At 59.6% G+C, this 26,667-nt stretch carries 26 protein-coding genes; 17 read left to right on the top strand and 9 right to left on the bottom strand.

The window, feature by feature from the left end; genetic code table 11:
• Positions 1–166: 166 nt before the first annotated feature.
• The 5 genes from EYC95_RS04475 (at position 167) to EYC95_RS04455 (ending at position 5,169) form a co-directional block, all read left to right on the top strand.
• Positions 167–1,294, top strand: a complete 1,128-nt coding sequence (locus EYC95_RS04475) for a branched-chain amino acid ABC transporter substrate-binding protein (protein ID WP_131059284.1) — start codon at positions 167–169, stop codon at positions 1,292–1,294.
• A 232-nt stretch (positions 1,295–1,526) separates the two neighbouring features.
• Positions 1,527–2,450, top strand: coding sequence for a high-affinity branched-chain amino acid ABC transporter permease LivH (gene livH / locus EYC95_RS04470; RefSeq protein WP_007947264.1), 924 nt, complete (start codon positions 1,527–1,529; stop codon positions 2,448–2,450).
• A complete protein-coding gene (locus EYC95_RS04465; RefSeq protein ID WP_131059283.1) occupies positions 2,447–3,703 on the top strand; it encodes a high-affinity branched-chain amino acid ABC transporter permease LivM in 1,257 nt (418 codons plus the stop codon). The genes livH and EYC95_RS04465 overlap by 4 nt, the downstream gene beginning before the upstream one ends.
• The gene (gene livG / locus EYC95_RS04460; protein WP_131059282.1) at positions 3,700–4,467 is read left to right on the top strand and encodes a high-affinity branched-chain amino acid ABC transporter ATP-binding protein LivG; all 768 of its coding nucleotides are present in this window, start codon (positions 3,700–3,702) and stop codon (positions 4,465–4,467) included. The genes EYC95_RS04465 and livG overlap by 4 nt, the downstream gene beginning before the upstream one ends.
• The gene (locus EYC95_RS04455; protein ID WP_083374874.1) at positions 4,468–5,169 is read left to right on the top strand and encodes an ABC transporter ATP-binding protein; all 702 of its coding nucleotides are present in this window, start codon (positions 4,468–4,470) and stop codon (positions 5,167–5,169) included.
• 103 nt (positions 5,170–5,272) lie between these two features.
• On the opposite strand, the gene EYC95_RS04450 is transcribed toward EYC95_RS04455, so the two are convergent.
• Both EYC95_RS04450 and EYC95_RS04445 read right to left on the bottom strand, forming a co-directional pair.
• Positions 5,273–6,511, bottom strand: coding sequence for a DUF2599 domain-containing protein (locus EYC95_RS04450; protein ID WP_131059281.1), 1,239 nt, complete (start codon positions 6,509–6,511; stop codon positions 5,273–5,275).
• 34 nt (positions 6,512–6,545) lie between these two features.
• Positions 6,546–8,240 carry a DUF2599 domain-containing protein gene (locus EYC95_RS04445; RefSeq protein ID WP_131059280.1) on the bottom strand — a complete coding sequence of 565 codons (1,695 nt, stop codon included), beginning with the start codon at positions 8,238–8,240 and terminating at the stop codon, positions 6,546–6,548.
• Positions 8,241–8,643: 403 nt separating this feature from the next.
• On the opposite strand from EYC95_RS04445, the gene EYC95_RS04440 reads away from it, so the two are divergent.
• The 4 genes from EYC95_RS04440 to EYC95_RS04425 are packed head-to-tail and all read left to right on the top strand — an operon-like array spanning position 8,644 to position 11,082.
• Positions 8,644–8,952, top strand: a complete 309-nt coding sequence (locus EYC95_RS04440; protein ID WP_131059279.1) for a DUF2282 domain-containing protein — start codon at positions 8,644–8,646, stop codon at positions 8,950–8,952.
• Between the two features lie 26 nt (positions 8,953–8,978).
• On the top strand, positions 8,979–9,833 hold the full coding sequence (locus EYC95_RS04435) for a DUF692 domain-containing protein (protein ID WP_131059278.1): 855 nt from the start codon (positions 8,979–8,981) through the stop codon (positions 9,831–9,833).
• Entirely contained in the window at positions 9,830–10,591 is a 762-nt protein-coding gene (locus tag EYC95_RS04430) for a DUF2063 domain-containing protein (RefSeq protein ID WP_131059277.1), read from the top strand. The genes EYC95_RS04435 and EYC95_RS04430 overlap by 4 nt, the downstream gene beginning before the upstream one ends.
• On the top strand, positions 10,588–11,082 hold the full coding sequence (locus EYC95_RS04425) for a DoxX family protein (RefSeq protein WP_131059276.1): 495 nt from the start codon (positions 10,588–10,590) through the stop codon (positions 11,080–11,082). Before EYC95_RS04430 ends, EYC95_RS04425 begins: the two co-directional genes overlap by 4 nt.
• Positions 11,083–11,203: 121 nt before the next feature.
• Here EYC95_RS04425 and EYC95_RS04420 read toward each other — a convergent pair whose 3' ends face one another.
• Positions 11,204–12,118 carry a LysR family transcriptional regulator gene (locus tag EYC95_RS04420; RefSeq protein ID WP_131059275.1) on the bottom strand — a complete coding sequence of 305 codons (915 nt, stop codon included), beginning with the start codon at positions 12,116–12,118 and terminating at the stop codon, positions 11,204–11,206.
• A gap of 105 nt (positions 12,119–12,223) precedes the next feature.
• Between EYC95_RS04420 and EYC95_RS04415 the strand changes: the two genes are divergently transcribed.
• The 3 genes from EYC95_RS04415 to EYC95_RS04405 all read left to right on the top strand — a co-directional run bounded on the left by EYC95_RS04415 (position 12,224) and on the right by EYC95_RS04405 (position 15,369).
• The gene (locus EYC95_RS04415; protein ID WP_131059274.1) at positions 12,224–12,823 is read left to right on the top strand and encodes a short chain dehydrogenase; all 600 of its coding nucleotides are present in this window, start codon (positions 12,224–12,226) and stop codon (positions 12,821–12,823) included.
• A gap of 181 nt (positions 12,824–13,004) precedes the next feature.
• Positions 13,005–13,661 carry a COG3650 family protein gene (locus EYC95_RS04410; protein WP_131059273.1) on the top strand — a complete coding sequence of 219 codons (657 nt, stop codon included), beginning with the start codon at positions 13,005–13,007 and terminating at the stop codon, positions 13,659–13,661.
• Positions 13,662–13,755: 94 nt separating this feature from the next.
• Positions 13,756–15,369, top strand: a complete 1,614-nt coding sequence (locus EYC95_RS04405; RefSeq protein ID WP_131059272.1) for an NAD(P)/FAD-dependent oxidoreductase — start codon at positions 13,756–13,758, stop codon at positions 15,367–15,369.
• 131 nt (positions 15,370–15,500) lie between these two features.
• Here the strand turns inward: EYC95_RS04405 and EYC95_RS04400 are convergent, their stop codons facing one another.
• Positions 15,501–16,598, bottom strand: a complete 1,098-nt coding sequence (locus EYC95_RS04400; RefSeq protein ID WP_178083818.1) for a PLP-dependent cysteine synthase family protein — start codon at positions 16,596–16,598, stop codon at positions 15,501–15,503.
• A 247-nt stretch (positions 16,599–16,845) separates the two neighbouring features.
• Between EYC95_RS04400 and nhaA the strand changes: the two genes are divergently transcribed.
• The 4 genes from nhaA to EYC95_RS04380 all read left to right on the top strand — a co-directional run bounded on the left by nhaA (position 16,846) and on the right by EYC95_RS04380 (position 19,930).
• Complete coding sequence (gene nhaA / locus EYC95_RS04395) at positions 16,846–18,033, top strand: Na+/H+ antiporter NhaA (protein WP_131059270.1); 1,188 nt, start codon at positions 16,846–16,848, stop codon at positions 18,031–18,033.
• Positions 18,034–18,154: 121 nt separating this feature from the next.
• Positions 18,155–19,381 (top strand): colicin E3/pyocin S6 family cytotoxin, encoded by a 1,227-nt coding sequence (locus tag EYC95_RS04390; protein ID WP_131059269.1) that lies wholly within the window; start codon positions 18,155–18,157, stop codon positions 19,379–19,381.
• The gene (locus EYC95_RS04385; protein ID WP_371928404.1) at positions 19,338–19,643 is read left to right on the top strand and encodes a colicin E3-like toxin immunity protein; all 306 of its coding nucleotides are present in this window, start codon (positions 19,338–19,340) and stop codon (positions 19,641–19,643) included. The genes EYC95_RS04390 and EYC95_RS04385 overlap by 44 nt, the downstream gene beginning before the upstream one ends.
• A gap of 56 nt (positions 19,644–19,699) precedes the next feature.
• Positions 19,700–19,930: a hypothetical protein gene (locus EYC95_RS04380; RefSeq protein WP_131059268.1), complete on the top strand. Its 231-nt coding sequence runs from the start codon at positions 19,700–19,702 to the stop codon at positions 19,928–19,930.
• 67 nt (positions 19,931–19,997) lie between these two features.
• Here the strand turns inward: EYC95_RS04380 and EYC95_RS04375 are convergent, their stop codons facing one another.
• Positions 19,998–20,462 carry a glycine zipper 2TM domain-containing protein gene (locus EYC95_RS04375; RefSeq protein WP_131059267.1) on the bottom strand — a complete coding sequence of 155 codons (465 nt, stop codon included), beginning with the start codon at positions 20,460–20,462 and terminating at the stop codon, positions 19,998–20,000.
• Between the two features lie 165 nt (positions 20,463–20,627).
• Between EYC95_RS04375 and EYC95_RS04370 the strand changes: the two genes are divergently transcribed.
• Positions 20,628–20,864 (top strand): hypothetical protein, encoded by a 237-nt coding sequence (locus EYC95_RS04370; protein ID WP_131059266.1) that lies wholly within the window; start codon positions 20,628–20,630, stop codon positions 20,862–20,864.
• Between the two features lie 5 nt (positions 20,865–20,869).
• On the opposite strand, the gene pdxH is transcribed toward EYC95_RS04370, so the two are convergent.
• From pdxH to EYC95_RS04350, 4 genes are all read right to left on the bottom strand, one after another.
• Positions 20,870–21,517 (bottom strand): pyridoxamine 5'-phosphate oxidase, encoded by a 648-nt coding sequence (pdxH, locus tag EYC95_RS04365; RefSeq protein WP_131059265.1) that lies wholly within the window; start codon positions 21,515–21,517, stop codon positions 20,870–20,872.
• Positions 21,518–21,541: 24 nt separating this feature from the next.
• Entirely contained in the window at positions 21,542–22,660 is a 1,119-nt protein-coding gene (locus EYC95_RS04360) for an OmpA family protein (protein ID WP_131059264.1), read from the bottom strand.
• A 114-nt stretch (positions 22,661–22,774) separates the two neighbouring features.
• Entirely contained in the window at positions 22,775–23,920 is a 1,146-nt protein-coding gene (locus tag EYC95_RS04355; RefSeq protein WP_131059343.1) for a serine hydrolase domain-containing protein, read from the bottom strand.
• Between the two features lie 218 nt (positions 23,921–24,138).
• Positions 24,139–26,634 (bottom strand): beta-galactosidase, encoded by a 2,496-nt coding sequence (locus EYC95_RS04350; protein ID WP_131059263.1) that lies wholly within the window; start codon positions 26,632–26,634, stop codon positions 24,139–24,141.
• Between the last annotated feature and the right edge of the window lie 33 nt (positions 26,635–26,667).

The following is a 26,667-nucleotide window of genomic DNA, read 5'->3' as shown; positions in this document are numbered from 1 at the left end:
CAGGTTTTGCCCCCTGGCGCCAGCTTCCCAGGCCCACAATTGGCGCTCTACACTGTACCGGTACAGTTGCCGGGGGCATTTTCCGGAGGATATCGAAGATATCTGACCCGGTTCTGCTGCTACGGCGCCAGGACTATAAAAACTACAACAGTAAGAGTGGAGCACTATGACTAAGGCTACTAAGCAGATTTCCAAACTGTTTGCCGCTATGGTTCTGGCCGGGGTTGCCAGCCATTCGTTCGCAGCTGACACCATCAAGATCGGCATCGCCGGCCCTAAAACCGGCCCTGTAGCCCAATACGGCGACATGCAGTTCAGTGGCGCCAAAATGGCCATCGAACAGATCAACGCCAAAGGCGGCGTAGACGGCAAGCAACTGGTCGCCGTTGAATACGATGACGCCTGTGATCCAAAACAAGCGGTAGCGGTCGCGAACAAAGTCGTCAACGACGGCGTCAAGTTCGTGGTCGGTCACCTGTGCTCCAGCTCCACTCAACCGGCTTCGGACATTTACGAAGACGAGGGCGTGATCATGATCACCCCGGCTGCCACCAGCCCGGACATCACCGCCCGTGGTTACAAAATGGTGTTCCGCACCATCGGTCTGGACAGCGCCCAGGGCCCTGCCGCCGGTAACTACATCGCCGATCACGTAAAACCGAAGATCGTTGCTGTTCTGCACGACAAACAGCAATACGGTGAAGGCATCGCCACCGCCGTTAAAACCACACTGGAAGGCAAAGGCGTCAAGGTTGCCGTGTTCGAAGGCATCAACGCCGGCGACAAAGACTTCTCTTCGATGATCGCCAAGCTCAAGCAAGCCAACGTTGACTTCGTCTACTACGGCGGCTACCACCCGGAGCTGGGTCTGATCCTGCGTCAAGCACAGGAAAAAGGTCTGAAAGCCAAGTTCATGGGACCGGAAGGCGTGGGTAACGACTCGATTTCGCAGATCGCCAAGGACGCTTCCGAAGGTCTGCTGGTAACTCTGCCGAAATCCTTCGACCAGGATCCGGCCAACATCGCCCTGGCTGATGCGTTCAAAGCGAAGAAAGAAGACCCGAGCGGTCCGTTCGTGTTCCCGGCCTACTCGGCTGTGACCGTGATTGCCGACGGCATCAAGGCCGCCAAGTCCGAAGACACTGCCAAAGTGGCTGCTGCCATCCACGCAGGCACCTTCAAGACGCCTACCGGCGACTTGGCCTTCGACGACAAGGGCGACCTGAAAGACTTCAAATTTGTGGTTTACGAGTGGCACTTCGGCAAACCTAAAACTGAAGCAAAACCTCAGTAAGGCGCGGCCAAACTGACTGCCAATAAAGCCCACGGCGTGCCGTGGGCTTTGTTTTACGAACGTATAGGGCCGCGCTGGCGTGATCCGCCAGTCTCCCCACCTGAAAATCTCAAAACCGTCATCAGCGGTTCGCTGGCAAACCTCGCGTTCGAAGTGGATGCAGATCCACGGGGCTCGAGCGGGAAAATGACTCCACCAGTGAAATGCGTATCAGGTTTTTAGGAGCGCTGTAATGCCTGACATCTATCACTTTTTCCAACAACTGGTTAATGGTCTGACCATTGGCAGTACGTATGCCCTGATCGCCATCGGCTATACGATGGTTTACGGCATCATTGGAATGATCAACTTCGCCCACGGCGAGGTGTACATGATCGGCTCCTACGTGGCGTTCATCGCCATCGCCGGGCTGGCCATGCTGGGACTCGACAGTGTTCCGCTGTTGATGACTGCCGCTTTCCTCGCGACCATTGTCGTGACCAGTGCCTACGGTTACAGCATCGAACGGATCGCCTACCGCCCCCTGCGCGGCAGCAACCGTCTGATCCCGCTGATTTCCGCCATCGGCATGTCGATCTTCCTGCAGAACACGGTTCTGCTCGCGCAAGACTCCAAGGACAAATCCATCCCCAACCTGATCCCGGGCAACTTTGCCTTCGGGCCAGGTGGCGCACATGAAGTGCTGATTTCCTACATGCAAATAGTGGTGTTCGTGGTGACCCTGGTCGCCATGCTCGGCCTGACGCTGTTCATCTCCCGCTCTCGTCTGGGTCGCGCCTGCCGTGCCTGCGCCGAAGACATCAAGATGGCCAACCTGCTGGGTATCAACACCAACAACATCATCGCCCTGACCTTCGTCATCGGTGCTGCACTGGCGGCCATCGCGGCTGTGCTGTTGAGCATGCAATACGGCGTGATCAACCCGAACGCCGGTTTCCTCGTCGGCCTCAAGGCCTTCACTGCCGCGGTACTGGGCGGTATCGGCAGCATCCCCGGCGCCATGCTCGGCGGGCTGGTGCTCGGTGTCGCGGAAGCTTTCGGTGCCGATATCTTCGGCGACCAGTACAAGGACGTTGTGGCGTTCGGCCTGCTGGTTCTGGTGTTGTTGTTCCGGCCAACCGGCCTGCTGGGCCGTCCGGAGGTTGAGAAAGTATGACTAGGAATCTTAAACAGGCGTTGTTCAGCGCCTTGCTGGTATGGGCAGTTGCCTACCCGGTACTGGGTCTGAAGCTGACCATCGTCGGCATCAACCTCGAAGTCCATGGCACCAGCAATGCAACACTGATCACCATCGCCGTGTGCTCGGTCCTGATGTTCCTGCGTGTGCTGTTCGATCAGCAGATCAGCTCGGCCTGGCGCTCTTCGCCCAGCATGCCGCTGATTCCGGCCAAGGCCAGTAACTTCCTGACCCTGCCGACCACTCAGCGCTGGATCATCATTGCGTTGATCGCCGGCGCCCTGGTCTGGCCGTTCTTCGGCTCTCGCGGTGCGGTGGATATTGCCACCCTGGTGCTGATCTACGTGATGCTCGGCCTGGGCCTGAACATTGTGGTCGGCCTGGCCGGTCTGCTCGACCTGGGTTACGTCGGTTTCTATGCCGTCGGTGCCTACAGTTATGCGCTGCTGTCGCACTACTACGGTTTGAGCTTCTGGATCTGCCTGCCGATCGCCGGCCTGATGGCGGCCACCTTCGGCTTCCTGCTTGGCTTCCCGGTACTGCGCCTGCGCGGTGACTACCTGGCGATCGTGACCCTGGGCTTCGGTGAAATCATCCGTCTGTTCCTGCGTAACCTGACCGGCCTCACCGGTGGCCCGAACGGCATCAGCAACATCGAGAAGCCGACGTTCTTCGGCCTGACCTTCGAACGTAAAGCGGCCGAAGGCATGCAGACGTTCCACGAGTACTTCGGCATCGCTTACAACTCGATCAACAAGGTAATTTTCCTGTACCTGGTTGCCCTGTTGCTGGCCCTTGGCGCGCTGTTCGTCATCAACCGCTTGCTGCGCATGCCGCTGGGGCGTGCCTGGGAAGCGTTGCGTGAAGACGAAATCGCCTGCCGTGCGCTGGGTCTCAATCCTACGGTCATCAAGCTCTCGGCCTTCACCTTGGGCGCCAGCTTCGCCGGTTTTGCCGGCAGCTTCTTCGCTGCCCGTCAGGGCCTGGTGACACCGGAGTCGTTCACCTTCATCGAGTCGGCGATCATTCTCGCCATCGTCGTATTGGGTGGCATGGGCTCGCAGCTGGGCGTGATCCTCGCGGCCGTGGTGATGATCCTGCTGCCTGAAATGATGCGTGAGTTCAGTGAGTACCGCATGTTGATGTTCGGCGCCTTGATGGTGCTGATGATGATCTGGCGTCCTCAAGGCCTGCTGCCCATGCAACGTCCTCACATGGAGCTGCGCAAATGAGCCGCGAGATCCTTAAAGTCGAAAATCTGAGCATGCGCTTCGGCGGCTTGCTGGCGGTCAACGGTGTGGCCCTGACCGTGCACGAAAAACAGGTCGTGGCGCTGATCGGCCCCAACGGTGCGGGCAAGACCACCGTGTTCAACTGCCTGACCGGCTTCTACAAGCCGAGCGGCGGCAGCATCCTGCTGGACGGCGAACCGATAGAAGGCCTGCCGGGCCACAAGATCGCCCTCAAAGGCGTGGTGCGGACCTTCCAGAACGTACGGTTGTTCAAAGACATGACCGCGGTCGAGAACCTCTTGATCGCCCAGCACCGTCACCTGAACACCAACTTCCTGTCCGGCCTGTTCAAGACCCCGTCGTTCCGCAAAAGCGAGCGCGAGGCCATGGAATTCGCCGAGTTCTGGCTGGAGAAGGTCAACCTCACGCAGTTCGCCAACCGCCCGGCCGGCACCCTGGCCTACGGTCAGCAACGTCGTCTGGAAATCGCCCGCTGCATGATGACCCGCCCGCGGATCCTCATGCTCGACGAACCGGCCGCCGGCCTGAACCCGAAGGAAACCGAGGACCTGAAGGCGCTGATCAGCATGCTGCGTGAAGAGCACAACGTCACCGTGCTGCTGATCGAACATGACATGAAACTGGTCATGAGCATTTCCGACCACATCGTCGTGATCAACCAGGGCACGCCCCTGGCCAACGGCACACCGGAACAGATCCGCGACAATCCCGAAGTGATCAAAGCCTACCTGGGGGAAGCGTAAATGCTGCAATTCGAAAACGTTTCCACCTTCTACGGCAAGATCCAGGCGCTGCACAGCGTCAACGTCGAAGTCCGTCAGGGCGAGATCGTGACCCTGATCGGCGCCAACGGTGCCGGCAAGTCGACCCTGCTGATGACCCTCTGCGGTTCGCCGCAAGCCCACAGCGGCAGCATCCGCTACATGGGTGAGGAACTCGTCGGCCAGGACTCCTCGCAGATCATGCGTAAAAGCATCGCGGTGGTGCCGGAAGGTCGTCGGGTGTTTGCCCGTCTGACCGTGGAAGAGAACCTGTCCATGGGCGGATTCTTTACCAACAAGGGCGATTATCAGGAACAGATGGACAAGGTTCTCGGGCTTTTCCCACGCCTGAAAGAACGCTTTGCCCAACGCGGCGGCACCATGTCCGGCGGCGAACAGCAAATGCTCGCCATTGGCCGTGCGCTGATGAGCAAACCCAAGCTGCTGCTGCTCGACGAGCCATCGTTGGGCCTGGCACCGATCATCATCCAGCAGATCTTCGACATCATCGAACAGCTGCGCAAGGATGGCGTGACCGTGTTCCTGGTAGAGCAGAACGCCAACCAGGCGCTGAAAATTGCCGACCGTGCCTACGTTCTGGAGAACGGCCGGGTGGTGATGACAGGCACTGGCGAAGCACTGCTGACTGATCCGAAAGTACGTGAAGCGTATCTGGGTGGTTGAGTCTTTGCGGTAAACAAAAAACGGCCTTCGGGCCGTTTTTTTTGTGGTGGGTAATCTGCCGATACTGGGGTATCGGTAGATCAGGTTTCGCCGCTAAAAAGCCTCAGTAAGGATTACAGTCCTTCGCTACAGCCGTGGCTTGGTCGACGTAAGGCCGTGCCGGTTCAAGGTTCCATTCGGGCTTGTTCCTGGCAGGCCTGTCGTCGAAGGTTGCCGCCAGATGACATACCATTTGCCGGCGGAGTGACCCGCCATTGACGCTGTACTGCCGCCATTGCTCATCGTTTTTATGCTTGTTGTACAACTCGGCAAACATTCTGTCGGTCTGATCATCCTTGATAGCGCGGCCGCAAGCGGTAGGCACTACCGAAAGCGACCAGGTGTTCGGCCCTAGCACTGGATCGGGACGTTGTACCCAGGTGCTTGATTCGATGTACTTGTCACAGAATTGTTGCGTCGGCGGCTGCGTGGTTTTGACGCACGAGAAGGTGGCCTTGCTGGTCGGGGTTCTGGGGAAATCAATCTTGACGATGTTGCGATCCTTGCCCGTCTTGGCTTTATAGTCCCGCTGATTGGCCATGGCATCGTTCAATCCACGTTGATCGCTGACAAAAAAAGCCAGAATCGGTAGCTCGTCGTCTTTAGGGTTGCCCAAGCGTAACTCTGTCTGGGTTTGAAACTCACGGCTATTGATGACTTTCCTTGCCCCCATGAAGTTGCGAAAGGCGTCTACCCGATCCTTGCTGCTCATGGGGTTGCGCATATTGAAGCCACACTGCAACTGGTCCTGCTTTTTGTCGTTGCTGAACCTGGTGAAATGCGCGACCCAGGCATTCGGGCTGAGGATTGGTGGCGCCATGGCCTGGCATACGGCTTCGGTCTGTGTGGTGTTTTTGTTGTTTCCACAGCCTCGGTCATTTCGAAAGTCGGTCCAGGCGTCATTAGGAAACGCACAGTAGACATGCACCGGCGTCTCGGGATCGCGTACCAGATCTATTGGAGCGATGAGGTAGCCGTTCTGGGTGCTCATGCCAGGATCTTCATAACTGATGCCGTCGGCACGCATATAAGAGGCGGCAAAAGTACCCTTCTCTATTGCTGTCGGGCTTGGATTCCATACATCCCATTTCTGCCCCTTTGCCGGGTCGGCCCGATGCGTGCCCCTGATCATCAATCCCGAGCAGTCCGACGCTGGATCCGGCCCGCAACTATCGACTGTTTTGTTGTACAACGTTTCAACCTTTTTTAGTGTCTCTTCGCATGACTCGGCATGGGCCCATGTCGCCTGAACCAGCAGCGCAAACATGAGTAATGGGGCGATCCTGTTCAGACGTTTTTTCATGGCTTGCATCTCCTTGATTAGCCAAAACACACCTTTAACGCGGGACCGGGTTGCAACCCGCGGCCCGAGTCTCGCTGTCCGACAACGCAGGCCTGAAAGGCTCGAGATTCCAAGGCGTCTTGCTGCGGTAATTGGCCACGACGCAGCTCAATTGCTGGCGCATGCTGCCGGCAGAATGTTCATTGTCACGCCAGTTGCTATCCGCGCCTTTGAGGGCGAACAGCTGGTCGTACAGAGCCACGGCCTGCTCGTTGGGCAAGGCGCGACCCGCCGCCGTGGGCACCACGCTCAAGGTCCACTCATCCTTGCGGGTGCCGGGGTCGTAACGCTTGACCCAGTCGGCAGAGGCGATGTATTGCGGTGCCTGAAGGGGCAGTGGGTTGCAACCAGCCTTGGCCGCGTCCTGGGGACTGACATTGGGGCGGAAAGGCTCCAGGTTCCATTCGGTCTTGGCCGGATAGTTCTGGATCAGACAGCTCAGTTGCTGGCGCATGCTGCCCGGTGATTTCTCGTTGTCGCGCCACTGGCTATCGGCCCCACGCAGCTCGAACAGTTCCTTGTACAAGGCGTCCTGGTCGCTGGCCTGAATCGCCTTGCCCGGGGCGCTGGGTGTGACCTTGAGGGACCATTCGTTTTTCTTGCTGCCCGGGTCGTAACGCTCGACCCAGGTCGCGGAAGCGATGTACTTGGGCGCGGGTACGACCGGCGCGGGCTCTGCCCCGCCGGCAACCGTCAGGTCTATCGCCTGGTCGGCGGCGACATAGCTGAAACGCTGCTCCGCAGGCTTGGTGAAATCCAGCCGCAGGATCGGCACGCTGTAGCCCTGGGCCTGGAGTTTCTTCTGGAAGTTGCGCGCGCTGGTCAGGCCATTCTCCGGTTTCGGGGGTGCCTGGTCACCGCGGGTGGCGAAGTTCTGCGTGCTGTTGACGTTGTAGATGAAGGCATCGATGTGTTTCATGTTTTCGCTGCCGTCGTTGGTTGCCGAGGCATTCTTCAACATGAACTCGTTGACCTGGCCACTGAAGGAGAAGGGGTCCTTGTTGGTAGTGTTCGGCCGGGACTCGTGAACCTGAATCATGGCGTTCCAGTCGCTGGGTTTTTCCGCGTTCCAGGAGCACTGGCTTTGTTGTATCGGTCCCTTCCACAGCCCGGTGTATTTCTGGGTCCATTGCTCGGCGGTGCTCACCCCGGCTTCCGCGCAGGTGCCGTAGGCGATGGCGGAATTGCGGTTGTTCATCACGCCCTGGGCCGCGCGCGGAGGCTCGCGGCTGTCGAAAAAGCCGCAGCCGTACCATTTGCGCTCCGGCCCGGTACCACCATCGAAGGCGAAGATGCAGGTCCAGCCCTGCTCCTTCACCGGTAAGCTCAAGGCTGCAGCATCTGTTGGAGTTCGCAGGACGAAACCGGCCGGGTGAACGAGGATTCGGGTGCTCAGATCCTTGCGGATACATGAATAGGAAGTCGCGCCGATCTTGATCGCGTAGGGGCTGTAGTCCCAAGGGTTGAAGGGTCCGTCGTTGACCATGCGCAAGGTCACGCCGCTGCAGTAGTAGAGACCACGCGCGGCACCGGTATCGGGTTCCTGGCAAGCGTCCTTGAGGGTGTTGTAGTTGTGGTTGATGCGCATGAGAGTGTCCAGCGGATCAAGCAGCGGCTGGGCGGCAACCGTACAGAACACCAGGGGCAGAGTGCAGGCCAGGGCAAAAGACGAACGCACGGCTGCGTACATTGCCGACCTCAAGGTCTGCCTTGCGGTGATAAGCGACCCGCTCTCTCCACCCGCAAGCTGCAAAGTCGACGGCAACTGCAAACCTGAGGCTGATTGATCATTCGTCATGAGGCGCCGTCCTTGGCAAAGAGGCCCGGGAGAATGGGCCGTACAGGTGCCTATAGAACATCCTCGACAGGCGGTTGGCTACTGTCAGAAATTACAGGTAAGCGCTGTTTCGCGACGAACGGTCGTTTGCTACTTGAGCCCGTTTGTTAATCAACAACCCACGCAAAGCATGGGAATGATCACCCCAGTAAAAAAGTTTGAGCTCGGCTGTAACGCATCACCACCTCGTTTCTCTAAAGGGACAAGCAAGCGCAAATCGCTTGTTAAAAACCCTGACTCAAACCGGAGAACTATCATGACTGCTACTACCCGCACCCTGTCCGCCACCGCCCTCGTTCTGGCCCTCGGCTCTGCGCTGAGCATGGCCGCTGTCTCCACCGTCCAGGCCGCCGACAACAGCAACATGGAAAAATGTTTCGGCGTGTCCATGAAAGGTCATAACGATTGCGCAGCTGGCGCTGGCACCACGTGCGCAGGCACCGCGAAAACCGACCACCAGACCAACGCCTGGAAACTGGTTCCGAAAGGCACCTGCGCCACCACCGAAAGCAAGACCTCGCCGACCGGTTTCGGTCAGATGGAAGCCTTCAAAGCCAAAGCCTGATCCGCCTCCCAGCCTGAGTGTCGACCATGAACAATTCACCGTTCGGGCTCCCGCCCCGCGCCGGGCTGGGCCTCAAGACCGGGCACTTTCGTGAAGTGCTCGGTTCACAACCGGACATCGGTTTCTTCGAAGTCCACGCCGAAAACTACATGGTGGCCGGCGGTCCTTTTCATCACTATCTGGGGTTGATCCGCGAGCAGTATCCGCTGTCGCTGCACGGTGTTGGCCTGTCCATTGGTGCCGAAGGTCCGCTGGACCTTCAACACCTGCAACGCCTTGCCGAGTTGATCGAGCGCTATCAACCCCACTCCTTTTCCGAACACCTGGCCTGGTCCAGCCATGGCCCGGTGTTCCTCAATGACCTGCTGCCGCTGGCCTACGACAACGCCACGCTGAACCGCGTCTGCGAACACATCGATCAAGTGCAGACCACGCTCAAACGCCCAATGCTGCTGGAGAACCCGGCGACGTACCTGGCGTTCAAGCGCTCGACAATCGATGAAGCCGACTTCATCAGCGAAGTCATTCGCCGCACCGGTTGCGGGTTGTTGCTGGACGTGAACAACGTCTATGTGTCGAGCATCAATCATCAACGCGATCCTTTGGCCTACATCGACGCCCTGCCCCTTCACGCCGTCGGTGAGATTCATCTGGCCGGATTTGCAGAAGACACCGACAGCCTCGGTGACCGTCTGCTGATCGACGATCATGGCGCGCCAATCGATAACGCCGTGTGGGCGCTGTACGTGCAAGTGCTGGAGCGCGTCGGCCCGATGGCGACACTGATCGAACGCGACAATCACCTGCCGGCCTTCAACGTGCTGCACACCGAAGCGCGTCAGGCCGATGAGTTGTTGCTGTGCGCCGGGGTCCGGCCATGAGCAATCAAGCCGATTTCGCCGCCGCCCTGCTCAATCCGCAACAGCCGTGCCCCGACGGATTATTCAGCGTAAATGGCGCCGATCCGGCCAGCCGTTTTACGGTGTATCGCAACAATGTGCAGAGCTCGCTGATCAACGCGCTGACGGACAGTTACCCCGTGGTTTTGCAATTGGTCGGCGAGGAGTTCTTCCGGGCCATGAGCGGAATTTATGTGCAGAGCACCCCGCCACGGAGCCCTTTGATGAATGGCTACGGCGATGATTTCGCAGCGTTCATCGAAGGCTTTGCGCCCGCCGCCAGCGTGCCTTATCTGGCCGATGTCGCCCGATTGGAGCGACTGCGAGTCATGGCCTATCACGCGGCCGATGCGCAGCCATTGGGTAACGAACAGATCGCCGCAGCACTCGCCGATCCGCAAGCCCTGAGCGAGTTCACTGTCGAACTACATCCCTCCCTCAACCTGTTGAATTCAACCTACGCCGTGGTCGCGATCTGGGCTGCGCATCAACAGGAAGCGACGCTGACGGGGATTGATTTGACACAGGGACAACACGCGCTGGTGCTGCGTAACGGTCTGGACGTTGAAGTGTTTGCCATCGATCAGGGTGCCAGCGCATTCATCCAGAACCTGCAAAACGGCCACTCACTGTTGCAGGCGTTGGAAGCAGCCCCCGCCTTCGACCTCAGCCAAACCCTGACGCTGCTGATCAGCCGCAACGCCATCACTCATTTACACAAAAACAAGGTATCGCCATGAACACCCGGACTGAATCACAGAACCCCATCACCCGCGCCATCGCGTTACTGGAGATGATCCCCCACACTCTGATCGCCTTTATCGCGCGCTTCTCCATCGCCGCGGTGTTCTGGAAGTCCGGGCAAACCAAGGTGGAAGGCCTGGCCATCGACCTGTTTGACGGCTCCTTCCAGCTGGGCGTGCCACATCTGGCGGACTCGACCATCCCGCTGTTCCAGAGCGAGTACCACGTGCCGTTGCTGTCCCCGGAACTGGCGGCGCACCTGGCAGCCTTCGCGGAGCATTTCTTCCCGATGCTGATCCTGATCGGCTTCGCCACGCGGTTCTCGGCGCTGGCCTTGCTGGGCATGACCCTGACCATTCAGCTGTTCGTGTACCCCGATGCGTATCCAACCCATGGCACTTGGGCCGCCGTTCTGCTGTACCTGATGGCCACCGGGCCGGGCAAGTTGTCGATTGATCACCTGATCGCCCGACATTTCTCCCGCTAACGCAGCCCCCTGTAGGAGTGAGCCTGCTCGCGATAGCGGAGTGTCAGTCAGCATCATTACTGGAATGTCACACCGCTATCGCGAGCAAGCTCGCTCCCACAGGGGGTTAGGGTGTGAGTGGCTATTGCTGAAGACGGGCCAACGCCTCGCCGCTGCGTTTGAACCACTCGATCAGGTAGTCCGCCAATACTTGAGTGCGTTTCGGCAGGCCGCCCTGATATGGATGCACCAGGTACATCGGCATGCTCCGCGTCTGATAATCGCGCAGGAGCCAGCGCAAGCGTCCGTCAGCCAATTCCGTTTGCAGCAGATAGGATGGCAACCGTGCAATGCCCGCACCCGCCAGCGCCGCTTTTTTCAGCAGGTTGTAGTGATTGCTGGCAAACGGTCCCGAGACCCGCACCCGCAGCAATTCGTGCTGCTGGTGATAAAGCCATTCTTCGCGACCACTGTAATGGCTGTTGAGCAGGCAGCGATGCTCGGCCAACGCCTGGGGCGTCTGCGGCTCACCGTACTGTTCGAGATAGACCGGGCTGGCGCAGGTCATTTCATGCCAGGCCAACAACGGACGCGCGACCAGGCGTTGGTCATTGGCCACTTCGGATCGGATGGCCAGGTCAAAACCGTCTCGGGACAAATCGTGAAAGCTGTTGTTGAGGTCCAACTCGATCTGCACCTCGGGATACTTGCGGGAAAACTCCAGCAATAAGCCATCGAAGAACGTTTCACCCAGCGACACCGGAACCGTCATACGCACCGGCCCGGCCATGTCGTCCTTCAACCGCGCCAATGCCTGACGCGCCTTCTCGACTTGTACGACCAGCGCCTGGGCTTGTGGCAACAGCGCCGCGCCTGCCGCCGTCAAACTCAAACGGCGGGTGGTGCGCTGCAACAGGACGACGCAGAACCGAGTTTCCAACAGGCTGATGCGCTTGGACAGCTGCCCCTTGCTGCAACCCAATTGCTGCACCGCCAAGGTGAAACTGCCCGCTTCGATCAACACCGCGAACGCCGCCAGATCATCCATCTCGCTCATGGATTGTTTCCATTTGAAAACCAAAGGTTGCCTATTAGTGCGCTTATCAACAGAAAAAACCACTCTAGACTGCAACCTCGTTCAACCACTTCGAGGAACAGCACGATGAAAATTCTTTTGATAGGCGCAGGCGGCACCATCGGTTCAGCGGTCGACAAAGAGCTGGCCCAGCGTCACGACATCATCCGAATCGGCCGTAACAGCGGCGATTTCAATGTGGATATCAGCGACAGCGCCTCGATCCGCAAGCTGTTCGAGCAAACCGGCAAGTTCGATGCCCTGGTCTGCGCGGCCGGCAACGTCACCTTCGCGCCTCTGGATGAAATGACCGAAGAAAGTTTTGCGCTGGGCCTGAAAGACAAGCTGATGGGCCAGGTCAACCTGCTGCTGATCGGCCGTGAATTCGCCAATGACGGCGCCTCGTTCACCTTCACCACTGGCGTGCTCAGCCACGACCCGATTCGCAGCGGCGCCTCGGCCGCATTGGTCAACGGTGCGCTGGACAGCTTCGTCCGTGCGGCAGCCATTGAGCTGCCACGCGGCCTGCGGGTGAACTCGATCAGCCCGACGGTGCTGGTCGAAGCCATGGGCAGTTACGCGCCGTACTTCCGTGGCTACAAGCCGGTTCCGGCAGTCGATGTGGCGTTGGCTTACGCCAAAAGTGTAGAGGGCCTACAGACCGGCCAGACCTTTCACGTCGGCTGAAACACCACCATCACTGTAGGAGCGAAGCTTGCTCGCGAAAGCGTTGTGTCATTCACGACGATGCTGGAGGTACTGGCCCCTTCGCGAGCAAGCTTCGCTCCTACGGGAGATCGAACATCGCCGGGGTTGTGATGAACGGTCAGGCTGCGTAACGTGGCGGCACTTGTCTGGAGAGCCGAAGATGCGTGTTGCCCGTTCCTTAGTCCTTGTTGCCCTGCTTCCGTTGTTCGCTGCCTGTCAGTTGCTGGATGGCCCGCGTGAAAACGCCTCCCACGTGGGCCAGACGCGCATGCAGGGCCAATTGACGGCGGCGGACGGCAAGTTGCTGTTCCAGCCGTGCAATGAGCAGCGCAGTTATGTGGTCAACGACACCGGCGGCACCAGCGTCCTGCAAGAGGCCGCGACCCTCGCCGATGCTCAGGGCAAGCTGTTCGCCGACGTGCGTGGGAACATCGTTGCCGATAGCCGCCTGGATCTGGAGCAGTTGTACCGCGTCGAACGCTCGGGCACCGCGTGCGATGATCCCAATTTCAAACTGCTGATCCTGCGCGCCGCCGGCCACTCGCCCGAATGGAACGTCAAGGTCAGCGGCAAAGGCATGGTCATCGACCGCGCCGACCAGCCACCCCTGGCCTTGCCGTACGTTGAAGAGCAACTGGGCGATGGCCGTTTCAACCTCAGCACCGAAGCCAATAACCAACACATCGAACTGTGGGTTGCGCCGCAACGTTGCGTCGACAGCACCACCGGCAGTGTCCAGCACATGAGCGCCGAGCTGCGCATCGATGGTCAGGTGCAACGCGGTTGCGGGTATTTCGGCGGCGCGCGTAACGACTGATCGTTTTTGCCTCACGGGAACGGCGTTTGGGGCTTATAATCGCGGCCTTCAAACGCCTTGGCGCAGTTGTGCGCCCCGCGAACCGGATCCTGTCATGTTACGAATCACCGAACTCAAGTTGCCGATCGACCATCCCGAAGAAGACCTGCGCCCTGCCATCGTGCAGCGCCTGGGCATCGCCAGCGATGACCTGCTCGATTTCACCTTGTTCAAGCGCAGCTACGATGCGCGCAAAAAGTCCTCTGAACTGTGCTTCATCTACACCATCGACCTCAACGTTCGCGATGAGGCTGCGGTGCTGCACACGTTCGCCGATGACCGTAACGTCAACGTGGCGCCGGATGTCAGCTACAAAGTGGTCGGCCAGGCGCCGGCTGACCTTGAGCAACGTCCTGTCGTTGTGGGCTTCGGTCCGTGCGGGATTTTCGCCGGACTGCTGCTCGCGCAAATGGGCTTCAAGCCGATCATCCTCGAACGCGGCACCGAAGTGCGCCAGCGCACTAAAGACACCTGGGGCCTGTGGCGTAAAAGCGTGCTCAACCCTGAGTCCAACGTGCAATTTGGCGAGGGCGGCGCGGGGACGTTCTCCGACGGCAAGCTCTACAGCCAGATCAAGGACCCGAAATTCATCGGTCGCAAAGTCCTGCATGAGTTCGTCAAGGCCGGCGCGCCGGAAGAAATACTCTACGTCAGCAAACCGCACATCGGTACGTTCCGTCTGACCGGCGTTGTGGAAAACATGCGTGAGCAGATTCGCGCACTGGGCGGCGAAGTGCGCTTCCAGCAGCGGGTCACCGACGTGTTGATCGAGGACGGTCAAATGGTCGGCGTCGAGCTCAATGGCGGCGAACAGATTCATTCCAAACACGTGATTCTTGCCTTGGGCCACAGCGCCCGGGACACCTTCCGCATGCTCCATGGCCGTGGTGTGTTCATGGAAGCCAAGCCGTTTTCGGTGGGTTTCCGCATTGAACACCCGCAGTCGCTGATCGATCGCGCACGCCTGGGCAAATACGCCGGCCACCCGAAACTCGGTGCCGCCGACTACAAACTGGTGCACCACGCCAAGAACGGCCGTTCGGTCTACAGCTTCTGCATGTGCCCGGGCGGCACCGTGGTGGCGGCGACGTCCGAACCTGGCCGCGTGGTCACCAACGGCATGAGCCAGTACTCGCGTAACGAGCGCAATGCCAACTCCGGGATCGTCGTCGGGATCACCCCTGAGGTCGATTACCCGGGCGGCCCGCTGGCGGGTATCGAGTTGCAGGAACGCCTGGAATCCCACGCCTTTGTACTGGGCGGCAGCAACTACGAAGCGCCGGCGCAACTGGTCGGTGATTTCATTGCGGGCAAGGCGTCCACCGAGTTGGGCAGCGTTGAACCGTCCTATAAGCCAGGCGTTGCCTTGGGTGATCTGGCGCTGGCTCTGCCCGCGTTCGCCATCGAAGCGATTCGTGAAGCACTGCCGGCATTCGAGAAGCAGATTCGCGGCTACTCGCTGCACGACGCGGTGTTGACCGGGATCGAGACGCGCACCTCGTCGCCGCTGCGCATCACCCGTAACGAGTCGATGCAGAGCCTGAACGTCAAGGGCCTGTTCCCGGCGGGTGAAGGTGCGGGTTATGCGGGCGGGATTCTGTCGGCGGGTGTCGATGGCATTCGCATCGCCGAAGCCGTGGCACGCGACATCCTCGGCCTCGAAACCTGACCGGCATTTCCTGAAACACCAAGAAACCCTGTAGGAGCGAGGCTTGCCCGCGAAGAACGATAACGCGGTCCTTCAGGAGGCGTTAACTTCTTCGCGGGCAAGCCTCGCTCCTACAGGGGCAATGCGCGGCTTTAGATATTTGCGCGGAGTACGGTGGCTGGCAAAGGCTCCCCACGCTCCACACTCGCCGCCACAACATCCATCAACCCACTCAACTCATACCCCTGGGCCTTGAGCCAGTCCTGATCGTAATAGCTGGTCTCATAACGCTCGCCGCCGTCGCACAGAATCGCCACGATCGACCCCGACTCCCCCTCTGCCGCCATCTGCCCCGCCGCCATCAAGGCGCCGATCAGGTTGGTCCCGCTCGATCCGCCGACACGCCGTCCCAAATGCTGCGCCAGGTAATGCATGGCCGCCAGCGACAACGCGTCCGGCACCTTGACCATCGCATCGATCACCTTGGGCAGGAACGACGCCTCGACCCGTGGCCGGCCAATGCCTTCAATCCGTGAACCATGATCCAATCGCAGCGAGGCATCACCGGTCTTGTAGTAATCGAAGAACACCGAACGCTCGGCATCGGCGCACAACACGCGGGTGCAATGCTGGCGATAACGCACGTATCGACCGAGGGTCGCGGTGGTGCCGCCGGTGCCGGGGCTGGAAATCAGCCAGCTCGGTTCAGGGTGCAATTCGAAACGCATTTGCTGGAAGATCGACTCGGCGATGTTGTTGTTCGCCCGCCAATCAGTGGCACGTTCGGCGTAGGTGAACTGGTCGATGAAATGCCCGTCATGTTCGTGGGCCAGGCGCTCGGACTCGGCGTAGATCTGCGTCGGGTCGTCGACCAGGTGACTCTTGCCGCCGTAAAAGGCGATCTGCGCGATCTTCTCTTTGGACGTAGTCGCCGGCATCACCGCAATGAACGGCAACCCCAGCAACCTGGCGAAGTAGGCCTCGGAAATCGCCGTCGAACCGCTGGACGCTTCAATCACCGGCGCACCGGGTTTGAGCCAGCCGTTACACAAGGCGTAGAGGAACAATGAGCGCGCCAGTCGGTGCTTGAGGCTGCCGGTGGGGTGGCTGGACTCATCCTTGAAATACAACTCGATACCCGGGAAACCCGGTAGCGGCAAGGGGATCAGGTGGGTGTCGGCGCTGCGCTGGAAGTCGGCTTCGATGATCCGGATGGCTTCGCGGGCCCACTGTCGGTTGTCGCTCATGATGGTCTTCTCGTTGAATCGGACAAGAGTCGGCCTTGTCGCAAGGCTCAGCCAATAAGCTTAGGAAAAATCCCACGCCACGCACAGATACAGCTGAGGCCCGATACAACTGGCAACTGCTAGGCTAAGGTCCGTGCCGGCCCTTCGCGTTGTAACGGCATATAACAAAAAAGAATATAACTTTTGTTTTAACAACTTACGGTACGGGTTAGGGTGTGCCACCTTTTTGATTATTCGATGGAGAGCGACCTTGCCTCTGCGTAGCACTTTCACGCGTTTCTTTCAGTTGGAAGCTGCAAGCGGTCTGTTATTGATCGCCGCGGCAGCCCTGGCCCTGATCATCAACAACTCCCCGTTGTCGTGGCTTTACAGCAGTTTTTTGGACACGCCGGTGGTGGCGCAGGTCGGTGCGCTGCAAATCGCCAAACCGGCGCTACTGTGGATCAACGACGGCCTGATGGCCCTGTTCTTCCTGCTGATCGGCCTGGAAGTGAAGCGCGAAGTCCTCGACGGTCAACTGTCGAAACCTTCGCAGATCGTCCTGCCCGGCGCGGCAGCGATTGGCGGCATGGTCGTTCCGGCGCTGCTCTACTGGTTTTTCAATCGTGACAACCCGGCCGCCTTGAGCGGCTGGGCCATCCCGATGGCCACCGACATCGCCTTCGCCCTCGGCGTCCTCGCCCTGCTGGGCAAGCGCGTGCCAGTGTCGCTGAAACTGTTCCTGATGACCCTCGCGATCATCGACGACCTCGGCGCCATCATCGTCATTGCGATCTTCTATTCCGGCACGCTGTCGACGCTTTCCCTGGCATTGGCCGCATCCTGCATCGTCGCGTTGATCGCGATGAACCGGCTCGGCGTGGTCAAGCTCGGGCCGTACATGATCATCGGTTTGATCCTCTGGGTCTGCGTGCTCAAGAGCGGCGTCCACGCGACACTGGCCGGAGTGACCCTGGCGTTCTGCATTCCATTGCGCACGAAAAACGCCGAGCCGTCACCGCTGCTGACCCTCGAACACGCCCTGCATCCCTGGGTGGCCTACGGCATCCTGCCGCTGTTCGCCTTCGCCAACGCTGGTCTGTCGCTCAGTGGTGTGACCATGGAAAGCTTCACCCACGATGTGCCGATGGGCATCGCGGTTGGCTTGCTGCTGGGCAAAACCCTCGGCGTGTTCGGCCTGACCTGGCTGGCCGTGAAAATCGGCATCGCCGCCCTGCCCCAAGGTGCCAATTGGGGTCAGGTGCTGGGCGTTGCGATCCTCTGCGGGATCGGTTTTACCATGAGCCTGTTTGTCGGCTCCCTGGCCTTCGTGCCCGGCGCCAGTGAATACGCCGGGATGGACCGGATGGGCATTTTGACCGGTTCGATTCTGGCGGCCTTGATCGGTTATGCGGTGACGGCGGCAGCGAGTCGCAAGCGCACCACGCTGCAATCCTGAGTGATAGAGAACACTCTTAACGACATTCAGGATTCGTCCTACAGCCACGTTTAACCTCGTTCGTTAACGTCGCACAGCCCACTTTTTTGGGGCTGTCGACGTACGAATGCAAGGAAGATCAGTGGCTGGAAACAAGGAAGTCCCCAGGGTTAAAAACCCGCCGTCCGGCGACGGACATCACGTCACCCACCGCTTCATGACGGCCACCGAACTGGCCGAGCGGGACGCCCGACAAAACGCTTACGATGCGATGCTCGCGAGGCAAGAAGCCTTCGAACGCAGCCGTGAGGTCGTCGCCAAAAAGCACGAATCCGTTCGTGCGGGATGCGTCTTCGCCAAGTCCTGCAAGCTGCCGGACGCCATCATCGATTACTCGAATCCTTCGGGCATGGTGCCCACCGGCAGCCTCAAGGATTACGGGGAAGTCGCCTGGCTCGGCGCCCGTGAAGCAGACGATGCCGGGCTGCTGAATCTTGAAACCATCAGCGGCAGTACCGTCTCGCTTGGCATTGGCCGAATGGCACTTCGCGCTCCGTCTCTCACTGCTCCAGCCGCAGCAATCGGCGTTGCCGGGGCCACCGCATTGGCCACGGTGGCCGCGTTGTTCTGGACGCCAAGCCTGGGCGACAGTGCGCTCTATACCGAAGATCAGTTGCGTGCCTTGAAACAGGCGAGAACCCGCGTTCGTCTACAGGTTGAGCAACAGGCTGATGGCCGTCTCAAGGGGTATGGCTTCTATACCGGCAAGAACCGCGATTGGGAAATGGTTGATGTTGTGCAGTTCACGTTGCGCGGTAGTCAGCAGGTGGCGGACCTGGGGGATGGGGTTGAGCTGATCTGGACACCGGCTGTGGATGGTTCGGACATCCTTGGTATTCCAGCGCTGGAGGCTGCACCGCAAGCGCCGCATATTTGGGTTTATCCGCCGACGAAACAGGCTGAAAGTATCATCGTCGATCCGGTTTATCCGCCTGATTACAAGGATTTCATTCTTGTGTTTCCGGTGGGTTCCGGAGTTTTACCGCTTTACATTGTCGTCAGCGCTCCTCGTAAAGGTTTACCAGAAGCGGGTCACGGTTATCATCCAGTACCGAAGACCGAAGAAATAATTGCATTTCCTGGCCTTAAAACAGCCAAGAAAATGAACCCTGTGCAAGGAGGTGGGGGCTTAAGACCGCGGTGGACAGATGCAAAAGGTAAAAAGATTTATGAGTGGGACTCTATGCATGGCGAGCTGGAAGAGTACCGCGCAAGTGATGGCAGCCACCTGGGAGCGTTTGATCCTGTAACAGGTGAGCGACGGGATGATGCTCAATCTAAACGAAACATTCCTAAAAAATACTTGTGAGACGACGATGGGATTAAAACTAAGGCTGGAATGGTTTGACAAGCAAACGGAAAATTTTCAGGGCGAAGAGTTCTCTGATGATCTGGGCGATGATGAATCTGTACTTAATGCTCTCGGAATCCCTGTAGAGAACAACATTAACAACGGAGGTTTTAATGTTGGTAGCCAATGGCTCGCCATTATCCAACCTTACTTTCGCCACACGATTGAAATCACCGACTCTGACTACCAAATCTCTTTTGACTACCGCGAAAATTGGTAATCGAACAAGTACGCTGGCCCGTTCTCAACCCCCTTGTCCACAGAAGGCGCTGAGTATTGATTTATCGCGTTGAAGCTTTCGATATCGAAACTGAATTCCTCGCCTTCAAGGTAGATGTACCCGACGGATTGTATGACCAACTGAAATCAATCATGGGGTGGAGTTCAAATCAGCAAGGCTGGGAAGGTTACAACCTGTCCCCATTGCAACTGTCAGCGATCGAACGGCTGATAGGAAAGTCCATTCACGATCCAGACCACCACTTCCAACTTACTTGCAATGTGTGAAAGCCCCAGACACAAAAAACCCCAACCAGTCACCTGATCGGGGTTTTCTTTTACCGCTCGTTCCCGCTTAGTGCGAAACGCGGCTTGTCCCATCTACAGTAGCAATCCGCACCCGCTCGCCCACACGGAACACTTCATTCTCCTGAACCTGCTGCACATAGGCGCGCATGCTGCCGTCGTCTTCACGTACGGTGATTTCGACGCCTTGGGCACGGGTCAGGCCTTCTTCGGTGGCCGAGCCGAGCAGGCCGCCAGCGACGGCGCCGATAACCGCCGCCACGATGCTGCCACGACCGCCGCCGATGGCGCTACCGCCGACACCGCCGACCACTGCGCCCGCTGCGCCGCCGATCGGGGTCTTGGTGCCTTCGATTTTCACCGGGCGCAGGGATTCGATGGTGCCCATGCGAACGGTCTGCACACGACGCGCTTCGTCACGGGAGTAGGAGTCACCGGTCAGGCTCGATTGGCAGCCAGTGAGCAACATCGCCATCGTGGAAAAGGAAGCAACCAGCAGAACAGACTTACGCATAGCATCAACTCCAAAGGACAGGTATTCATTAAACTCCGCAGCTTGACGCCTGTCACGGCATCGCCCGGATAAAAATGGTTTCATTCAGGCCCGGTACAGGCGCCTCGGACTCACCACACAGTAGCGGCAAATTGAAAAATCTGCGCCACCGACCCAAGGATTTTCATGGATTACTTCATCATTGTCGTCACCACTGTCGCCGGTTTGTACTTCCATTGGTGGCTGTACGTGCGGATCAAACGCTGGATGGACCGCGATCTGGCGTTGGCACTGGCGGGTAAAGACGAGCAGAAAAAAGCGTTCATGCTCGAACAACTGGCAAGCGCTAAGGCGCAGAAGATCAAGCGCCGGGACCTGCCCCAGTGGCTTGAAGCCGCTGCGGCGGGCTATCCCGATCGGTAGACTGCTTAAGGTGCCAGACGTTCAAGAATCCAGTCGGCGCCTTGCAAACGGTAGTTGAGGCGATCGTGCAGGCGGCTCGGACGGCCTTGCCAGAACTCGATGCGCTCGGGTAGCAAGCGGTAACCGCCCCAGTGTTCCGGGCAATGAGGCTGAGTGTCGCTGAAGCGTTGCTCGGTGTTCTTGAGCAGCGCTTCCAGTTCAGCGCGATCGGCAATCACGCGGCTTTGGGGCGAAGCCCAGGCACCGAGGCGACTGCCCAGCGGGCGGACCTGGAAATAGGCGTCGGACTCTTCAGCCGCGACCTTCACCACCCGCCCTTCAATGCGCACCTGACGCTCCAGGGTCGGCCAGAAAAACGTCATGGCGGCGAACGGGTTCGCCGCCAGATGCTGGCCTTTGGCGCTGTCGTAGTTGGTGAAGAAGGTGAAGCCCTCCTCGTCCAGGCCCTTGAGCAGCAGAATGCGGCAATGCGGCCGACCGTCCTGATCGACCGTGGCCAGGGTCATGGCATTGGCCTCCACCGGCGGTTGCTCGGTTTTCACCGCGTCGGCAAACCACTGATGGAACAGCCCGAACGGCTCGGCCGGGGCTTGCGCCTCGGTCAGGCCATCACGGGTGTAGTCGCGACGCATATCAGCCAGGCCCTGGGTCATTGCGCATTCCTTTTGGTTAACGAATTACTTTTTGTCTGCATCGGCGGTAACGACTTTCTTGTCCGCCGCTGCGGCTTTGGCTGGCGCCGTTTTTTTCGCAGGCGTTGCAGTTTTAGCCGGTGTTTTCTTGGCTGGAGCCTTGGCCGCTTTCTTGGCCGGGGCTTTTTTCGCAGCAGGCACAGCCGCTTTCTTCGCGGCTGGCGCAGGGGTAACCAGCTTGACCACTGGCTTGACGTCTTGGGCAGTGACCATCTTCACTGGCGCCGGAGCCGGCATGTTGTACTTGCTCAGCAGCGCGACCATGGTGTTTTGCGGAGTCACCAGCAATTCCACACGACGGTTCAAGGCACGGCCTTCATTGCTGTCGTTGGCAGCACGCGGGGCTTCGCCGCCCATACCGCGCAGCATCAGACGATCACGCTGCAAACCGCTGAGGCGGAAAATTGCGGCCACGGCTTGTGCACGCTCCTGGCTCAGCTTTACGTTGGCCGGTGCAGCGCCCGAGGTATCGCTGTGGCCGAGCACCAGCACGGCAGTCTTTGGATCGACTTCAAGGATTTTCGCGACGCGAGTGAACGGGCCGAGGGTCACCGGCAGCAGCATGGCCGGACGGTCCGGGTTGAACGAGCCTTCTACCGGCGCGATAACCACCAACACGTTTTCACGGCGCTCAAGTTTCAGGTTGCTGTCCTTGATCGCTTCGCGCAGGCGCGGCTCGTAATCGTCGAGCCAGGCCTGGGTGACTTTAGGATCCGGCATCGGCACGACTTTGGCGGTCGGTTGTTCTTTACCACCGAACGGCCACCACCATTTGCCACCGGCATCGGCTTCAGCCTTGGCCACTTCGACAGGCTTGGCTTCAGGTTTTACTTCTGGCTTTTTGTCGACCACTTCATCGGAGCCGAACGGCCAGTACCACGGGCTGGAGCTTTCAGCCTTGGCCACTGGAGCGGCGACGGCAGGTTTCAAAGGGGCTGGGGCTGGAGCTGGAGCTGGAGCAGGGGCTGGCTCTTTCACCGCGACTTTGTCGGAGGAGCCGAACGGCCACCAGCTGCTGCCATCCGAATCACTTTGTGGAGTCTGTGCACAACCGGTGATAGCGACGCACAGGGCCAAGGCAAGGGTGGTTTTATTGAATGACATTGGATATCCACAAAAATGAAGTCATAAAAAATCAGGCCGGCGTGACCCGGATAAACAGACGCTTGGAAACCATAAAGGCCTTCGGGTTCCGACCCTGGAGCCCGTGAGTGCGTTTTACAGACAAGTGGCCAGTACTCGCGCTAGCTTCTGCGCGCGTGGATCCATCAAGACGTACGGCCCCAGGGTATTTGTCACAAAACCGAAGGCGACATCGTGTTCCGGGTCAGCAAAACCGATGGAGCCGCCAGCGCCCGGGTGGCCGAATGCCCGTGGGCCGAGGCCGTAGGTCGCATTGGGAACATCCGGTTGATCGAGCATGCAACCCAGGCCAAAACGGGTCCGGGTCAATAGAGTCTTGTCTTCGCCGATGCTGTGTTCGCGAGTCAGCTCCTCGAGCATTTCGCTTTCCAGCAGGCTGCCGTCGAGCAGGCCGGCGTAGAAACCAGCGAGGCTACGGGCGTTACCGTGGCCATTGGCGGCCGGTTGTTGCATCCGGCGCCATTCGGGTTTGTTGGTGCTGGTCATGATCGACGGCGGGTTGGTGAAGGCCCGGGTGGTCATGGCGGTCGGCTCACGCATGGTCACTTGCAACAAGCGCTGGGCGGCGGCATCGCCAACATTGCCCTTGCCACGCGCGATGTGCGCCACGCGGTGGAACTCTTCGTCCGCCAGGCCAACGTGAAAATCCAGCCCCAAGGGCTTCGCAACCCGCGCCACAATGGACGCGCCCGGCCCACGACCGTCGACACGACGCAGCAACTCGCCCACCAGCCAGCCGTAGGTGATCGCCGCATAACCGTGACCTTCGCCCGGTGTCCACCACGGCGTTTCGGCGGACAGGGCATCGACCATGGTGTGCCAGTCGTAAAGCGCTTCAGGCGCCAGTAACTCGCGCAGCGCCGGCAGGCCGGCCTGATGGCAGAGCAACTGACGCAAGGTGACGGACTCCTTGCCGGCGGCGGCGAATTCGGGCCAGTAGCGAGCCACCGGGGCATCCAGTTGCAGCTTGCCTTCGGCCACCAATTGCAGGGCCGTGACGGCGGTGAAGGTCTTGGTGCAGGAGAACAGGTTAGCGATGGTGTCGCTGTGCCAGGCTTCCAGGCCATCCTTGTCGGCGGTACCGGCCCAAAGGTCCAGGACGGTTTCGCCACCGACCCGGATGCACAATGCCGCGCCACGTTCCTGAGGATCGTCGAACAGCGCCGCGAAAGCTTCGCGTACCGCTTCGAACTTAAGCTCGTAATGACCCTGAATCTGCACCCGCAACTCCCCGAATTCTACAAAGTGGTCCGCATTGTTCCAGCCCTTGGGGGATTTGGGAACAAGTGCGGGCTGGGCGGTCGGTTGCCCGTGGATTGGATCTGAAATTTGTGGCGCCTTGGCGGGCGCCATCGCGGGCAAGCCTCGCTCCTACGGATCGCACGGACCTGTAGGAGCGAGGCTTGCCCGCGAAGAACGATAACGCGGTCCAGCAGGACTCAGTGGCTGTTGGCCGAATGCCCGCCCGCATGATCCGCACCTTTCCCCGCATCTTTGCCGGCGTCAGCTTTCCGGCCGCCCTCGCCCTCGTGGCTGGCTTTTTCGGCTTCAGCCCTGGCCTTCTCGGCCTCTTTACCCAACTGATTGACGGTCGCCAGGTTGCTCTTGCGCACGCTGTCGACGAAGCCCTGGAACGGCAGATCGGTAATGCCCACCAGACCAAAGTGACCGTTCTCGCCATCCAGCAGACGGCCGGTCACGGGTTGATCGAGGTACTGAAACCAGTGCACCCCGACAATCGACGGTTCGCTCAGTGCTTGTTTGAGGAAGTTGGCATACGCCGGCCCACGGTCTTCTTCCTTGGCCAATTGCGTCACGCCGCCCCAGAACGGGCCGCGATCGGCAGAGCCGAAGTTGAACTCGGTGATCAGTACCGGTTTGTCCAGGCTGCGCAATTTGGCGAAGTCATAGCCGTCCTGCGGTTGCAGGGTGTACATGTTGAAGCTCAACACGTCGCAATACTGCGCGCAGGACTCCACGGCTTCCGGGGTGCTGATGGCGAAGCGACCGCCCAGCAACAGCTGATTCGGCGCGTGCCACTTAAGCGAATCGGAGAGGGTCTTGAAGTAGGTATCGGCGAAGACCTTCTGGAAGTATTTGAAGTCGGCTTCGATTTCCGGGTGTTCGGCGCTTGGCAGCGGCGGCACGAAGCCCGGGTCTTCCATCAATTCCCAGGCAGGCAAGTCGATGCCCCAGGCCTTGGAAAGGCCGGCCTGATTGCGGTACTTGTCGCGCAATTGCTTGAGGAACGCACGTTTGGCCGGCACGTCGGTGGTCATTTTCAAGGTGCCATAGGCCAACGCGTAACGGGCTTTCGGATCATCGCCGGGGCCGGCCCAGGCCAGTTCGTTGTCGGCGAAGTAACCGATCAGCCAGGGATCGTCGCGGTGGTCGCGGGCAGCGATGGCCACGGCCCGTTCGGTGGCCATGGCGAAACGCGGGTCAAACGGGTCGGGCATACCGCCCCACCAATCGGTGCCGGTACTGATGCTGGCGTAATCGCCGACGATCGACAGCGGCAGGGTGTACGGCACACGGTCAGCATTGGCCAGCGCCGGGGCGCTCCAGTTGCCGACGGTGTTGAAACCCCAGGCTTGCAGGCGATCCAGGGTGTGGCTGGCCCAGCGTTTTTCATCAACCACCGCTTTGCAGGGTTCGGCGGGGGCTTGCTCAACGGCTTTCGCGGCAGCCGCTTCGACTGCGCCGGTCTTGGCAGCTTCGGCGACACCGGATTCGGCAGTCGTCGGCGCGACCGGTTGCTCAGCCGCCTTATCGGCCGTTGCCTCGACCGCTTCGGCGACACCGGCCTTGGTATCGCTGCCCAGCGCGCAAGGTTCGCCATACAGGCGCTGCAAGTTAGCGCCATAAAAGTCGTACCAGCGACCGGCGTTATAGCCACGGCCCTGATCGGCGCCGTTGCCGCCGCGGTTGTCGCCTTCGCCATAGTGGCTGGCCAGCGGCTCGTCGGTTTTTGGCAGGGATTCAAACATCCACTCGCGGCCGGCGATGTAGGTCTGGTTGACGTCCGGGGTCACGGTGTTGACCCCGAGCGAATAGAACGGATGCCCTTCAGGAGTCACCAGGTACCAGCGACCGTCACGTTTTTCAGTGCGGAAAAAACCGCTGGCCTTGAACGCCGGTCCTTTGTTCCAGCCACCAAATTTGTCCAGTGACGTCTTCTCGCGCTCGGCGAGCCAGGTTTTCGTTTGTTGCTGTTCCTTGGCGGCGGCGCTTCTCAGTTGCTCATCGCTACTGACCTTCTCCGGCCATTTGGCCCGGGTCAATTGACCATAGGTGTCCACCAGGCCGCCATAAGCGGCCTTTGTCACCGCTTCACCGTCCTGCACGCCGAAGCGCTCAAGCAAGATACTTTGGGCCACTTTCGGCTGATCCATCGACAACGTGACCGACACCACCTGGCTGCGATCCAGCTCACCGGCGCTGCTGGCCAGCAATACGCGTTGGCCGTCAAACGTCATCGGCATCGGCGGCCCGGCCTTCATGCCCAGGCTCAGCGACGAACTCGGCTGCAGCGGCACCAGCAGGGTCTGCGCCGGTCCGGCCGGCAAATCGACACGACTGATCAGCGTCTTGCCATCGTTGCTCTGGATTTTCACGTACAGGGTCACGGCCCAGTCCATCGCGCTCTGGATGCGCAAGCTCATCACGCCTGACTGCGACCAGTCCCAGGCCCCGGTTTGCGGGGTCAGACGCAAGGTCGGTTGCGCCACCGGGTTGAACGTCACCCGACGCAATACTTCGCCTTCGGCCGTTTGCTCCGCATTGGATTGCGGCAGGCTGGCATCCTGAGTCGCCACCTGGACGACGTCGGCGGGGCGCACAAAATTGAACAGCGTCTGTTGGCCGGCAGGGGCTGCCAGCAAAGGGGCTGCGAACATCAGAGCGAAAACAGCGGGCAACGAACGGCGAATCATAAGAACGAAGTTCTCCCTAACGACCAACAATGG

Source organism: Pseudomonas sp. BGI-2, assembly GCF_004310295.1.
In the GTDB taxonomy this organism is placed as follows: Bacteria; Pseudomonadota; Gammaproteobacteria; order Pseudomonadales; family Pseudomonadaceae; genus Aquipseudomonas.
This window is presented reverse-complemented; position numbering and strand designations above follow the sequence as displayed.

Coding starts and splice junctions, on each gene's coding strand:
- EYC95_RS04420 (WP_131059275.1), bottom strand. CDS start 12,118: ATGAGCGAGATGGATGATCTGGCGGCGTTCGCGGTGTTGATCGAAGCG.
- EYC95_RS04450 (WP_131059281.1), bottom strand. CDS start 6,511: ATGAAAAAACGTCTGAACAGGATCGCCCCATTACTCATGTTTGCGCTG.
- EYC95_RS04405 (WP_131059272.1), top strand. CDS start 13,756: ATGTTACGAATCACCGAACTCAAGTTGCCGATCGACCATCCCGAAGAA.
- EYC95_RS04370 (WP_131059266.1), top strand. CDS start 20,628: ATGGATTACTTCATCATTGTCGTCACCACTGTCGCCGGTTTGTACTTC.
- EYC95_RS04410 (WP_131059273.1), top strand. CDS start 13,005: ATGCGTGTTGCCCGTTCCTTAGTCCTTGTTGCCCTGCTTCCGTTGTTC.
- livH (WP_007947264.1), top strand. CDS start 1,527: ATGCCTGACATCTATCACTTTTTCCAACAACTGGTTAATGGTCTGACC.
- EYC95_RS04475 (WP_131059284.1), top strand. CDS start 167: ATGACTAAGGCTACTAAGCAGATTTCCAAACTGTTTGCCGCTATGGTT.
- EYC95_RS04435 (WP_131059278.1), top strand. CDS start 8,979: ATGAACAATTCACCGTTCGGGCTCCCGCCCCGCGCCGGGCTGGGCCTC.
- EYC95_RS04385 (WP_371928404.1), top strand. CDS start 19,338: ATGATGCTCAATCTAAACGAAACATTCCTAAAAAATACTTGTGAGACG.
- EYC95_RS04415 (WP_131059274.1), top strand. CDS start 12,224: ATGAAAATTCTTTTGATAGGCGCAGGCGGCACCATCGGTTCAGCGGTC.
- EYC95_RS04430 (WP_131059277.1), top strand. CDS start 9,830: ATGAGCAATCAAGCCGATTTCGCCGCCGCCCTGCTCAATCCGCAACAG.
- pdxH (WP_131059265.1), bottom strand. CDS start 21,517: ATGACCCAGGGCCTGGCTGATATGCGTCGCGACTACACCCGTGATGGC.
- EYC95_RS04465 (WP_131059283.1), top strand. CDS start 2,447: ATGACTAGGAATCTTAAACAGGCGTTGTTCAGCGCCTTGCTGGTATGG.
- EYC95_RS04445 (WP_131059280.1), bottom strand. CDS start 8,240: ATGTACGCAGCCGTGCGTTCGTCTTTTGCCCTGGCCTGCACTCTGCCC.
- livG (WP_131059282.1), top strand. CDS start 3,700: ATGAGCCGCGAGATCCTTAAAGTCGAAAATCTGAGCATGCGCTTCGGC.
- EYC95_RS04375 (WP_131059267.1), bottom strand. CDS start 20,462: ATGCGTAAGTCTGTTCTGCTGGTTGCTTCCTTTTCCACGATGGCGATG.
- EYC95_RS04350 (WP_131059263.1), bottom strand. CDS start 26,634: ATGATTCGCCGTTCGTTGCCCGCTGTTTTCGCTCTGATGTTCGCAGCC.
- EYC95_RS04440 (WP_131059279.1), top strand. CDS start 8,644: ATGACTGCTACTACCCGCACCCTGTCCGCCACCGCCCTCGTTCTGGCC.
- EYC95_RS04455 (WP_083374874.1), top strand. CDS start 4,468: ATGCTGCAATTCGAAAACGTTTCCACCTTCTACGGCAAGATCCAGGCG.
- EYC95_RS04360 (WP_131059264.1), bottom strand. CDS start 22,660: ATGTCATTCAATAAAACCACCCTTGCCTTGGCCCTGTGCGTCGCTATC.
- EYC95_RS04425 (WP_131059276.1), top strand. CDS start 10,588: ATGAACACCCGGACTGAATCACAGAACCCCATCACCCGCGCCATCGCG.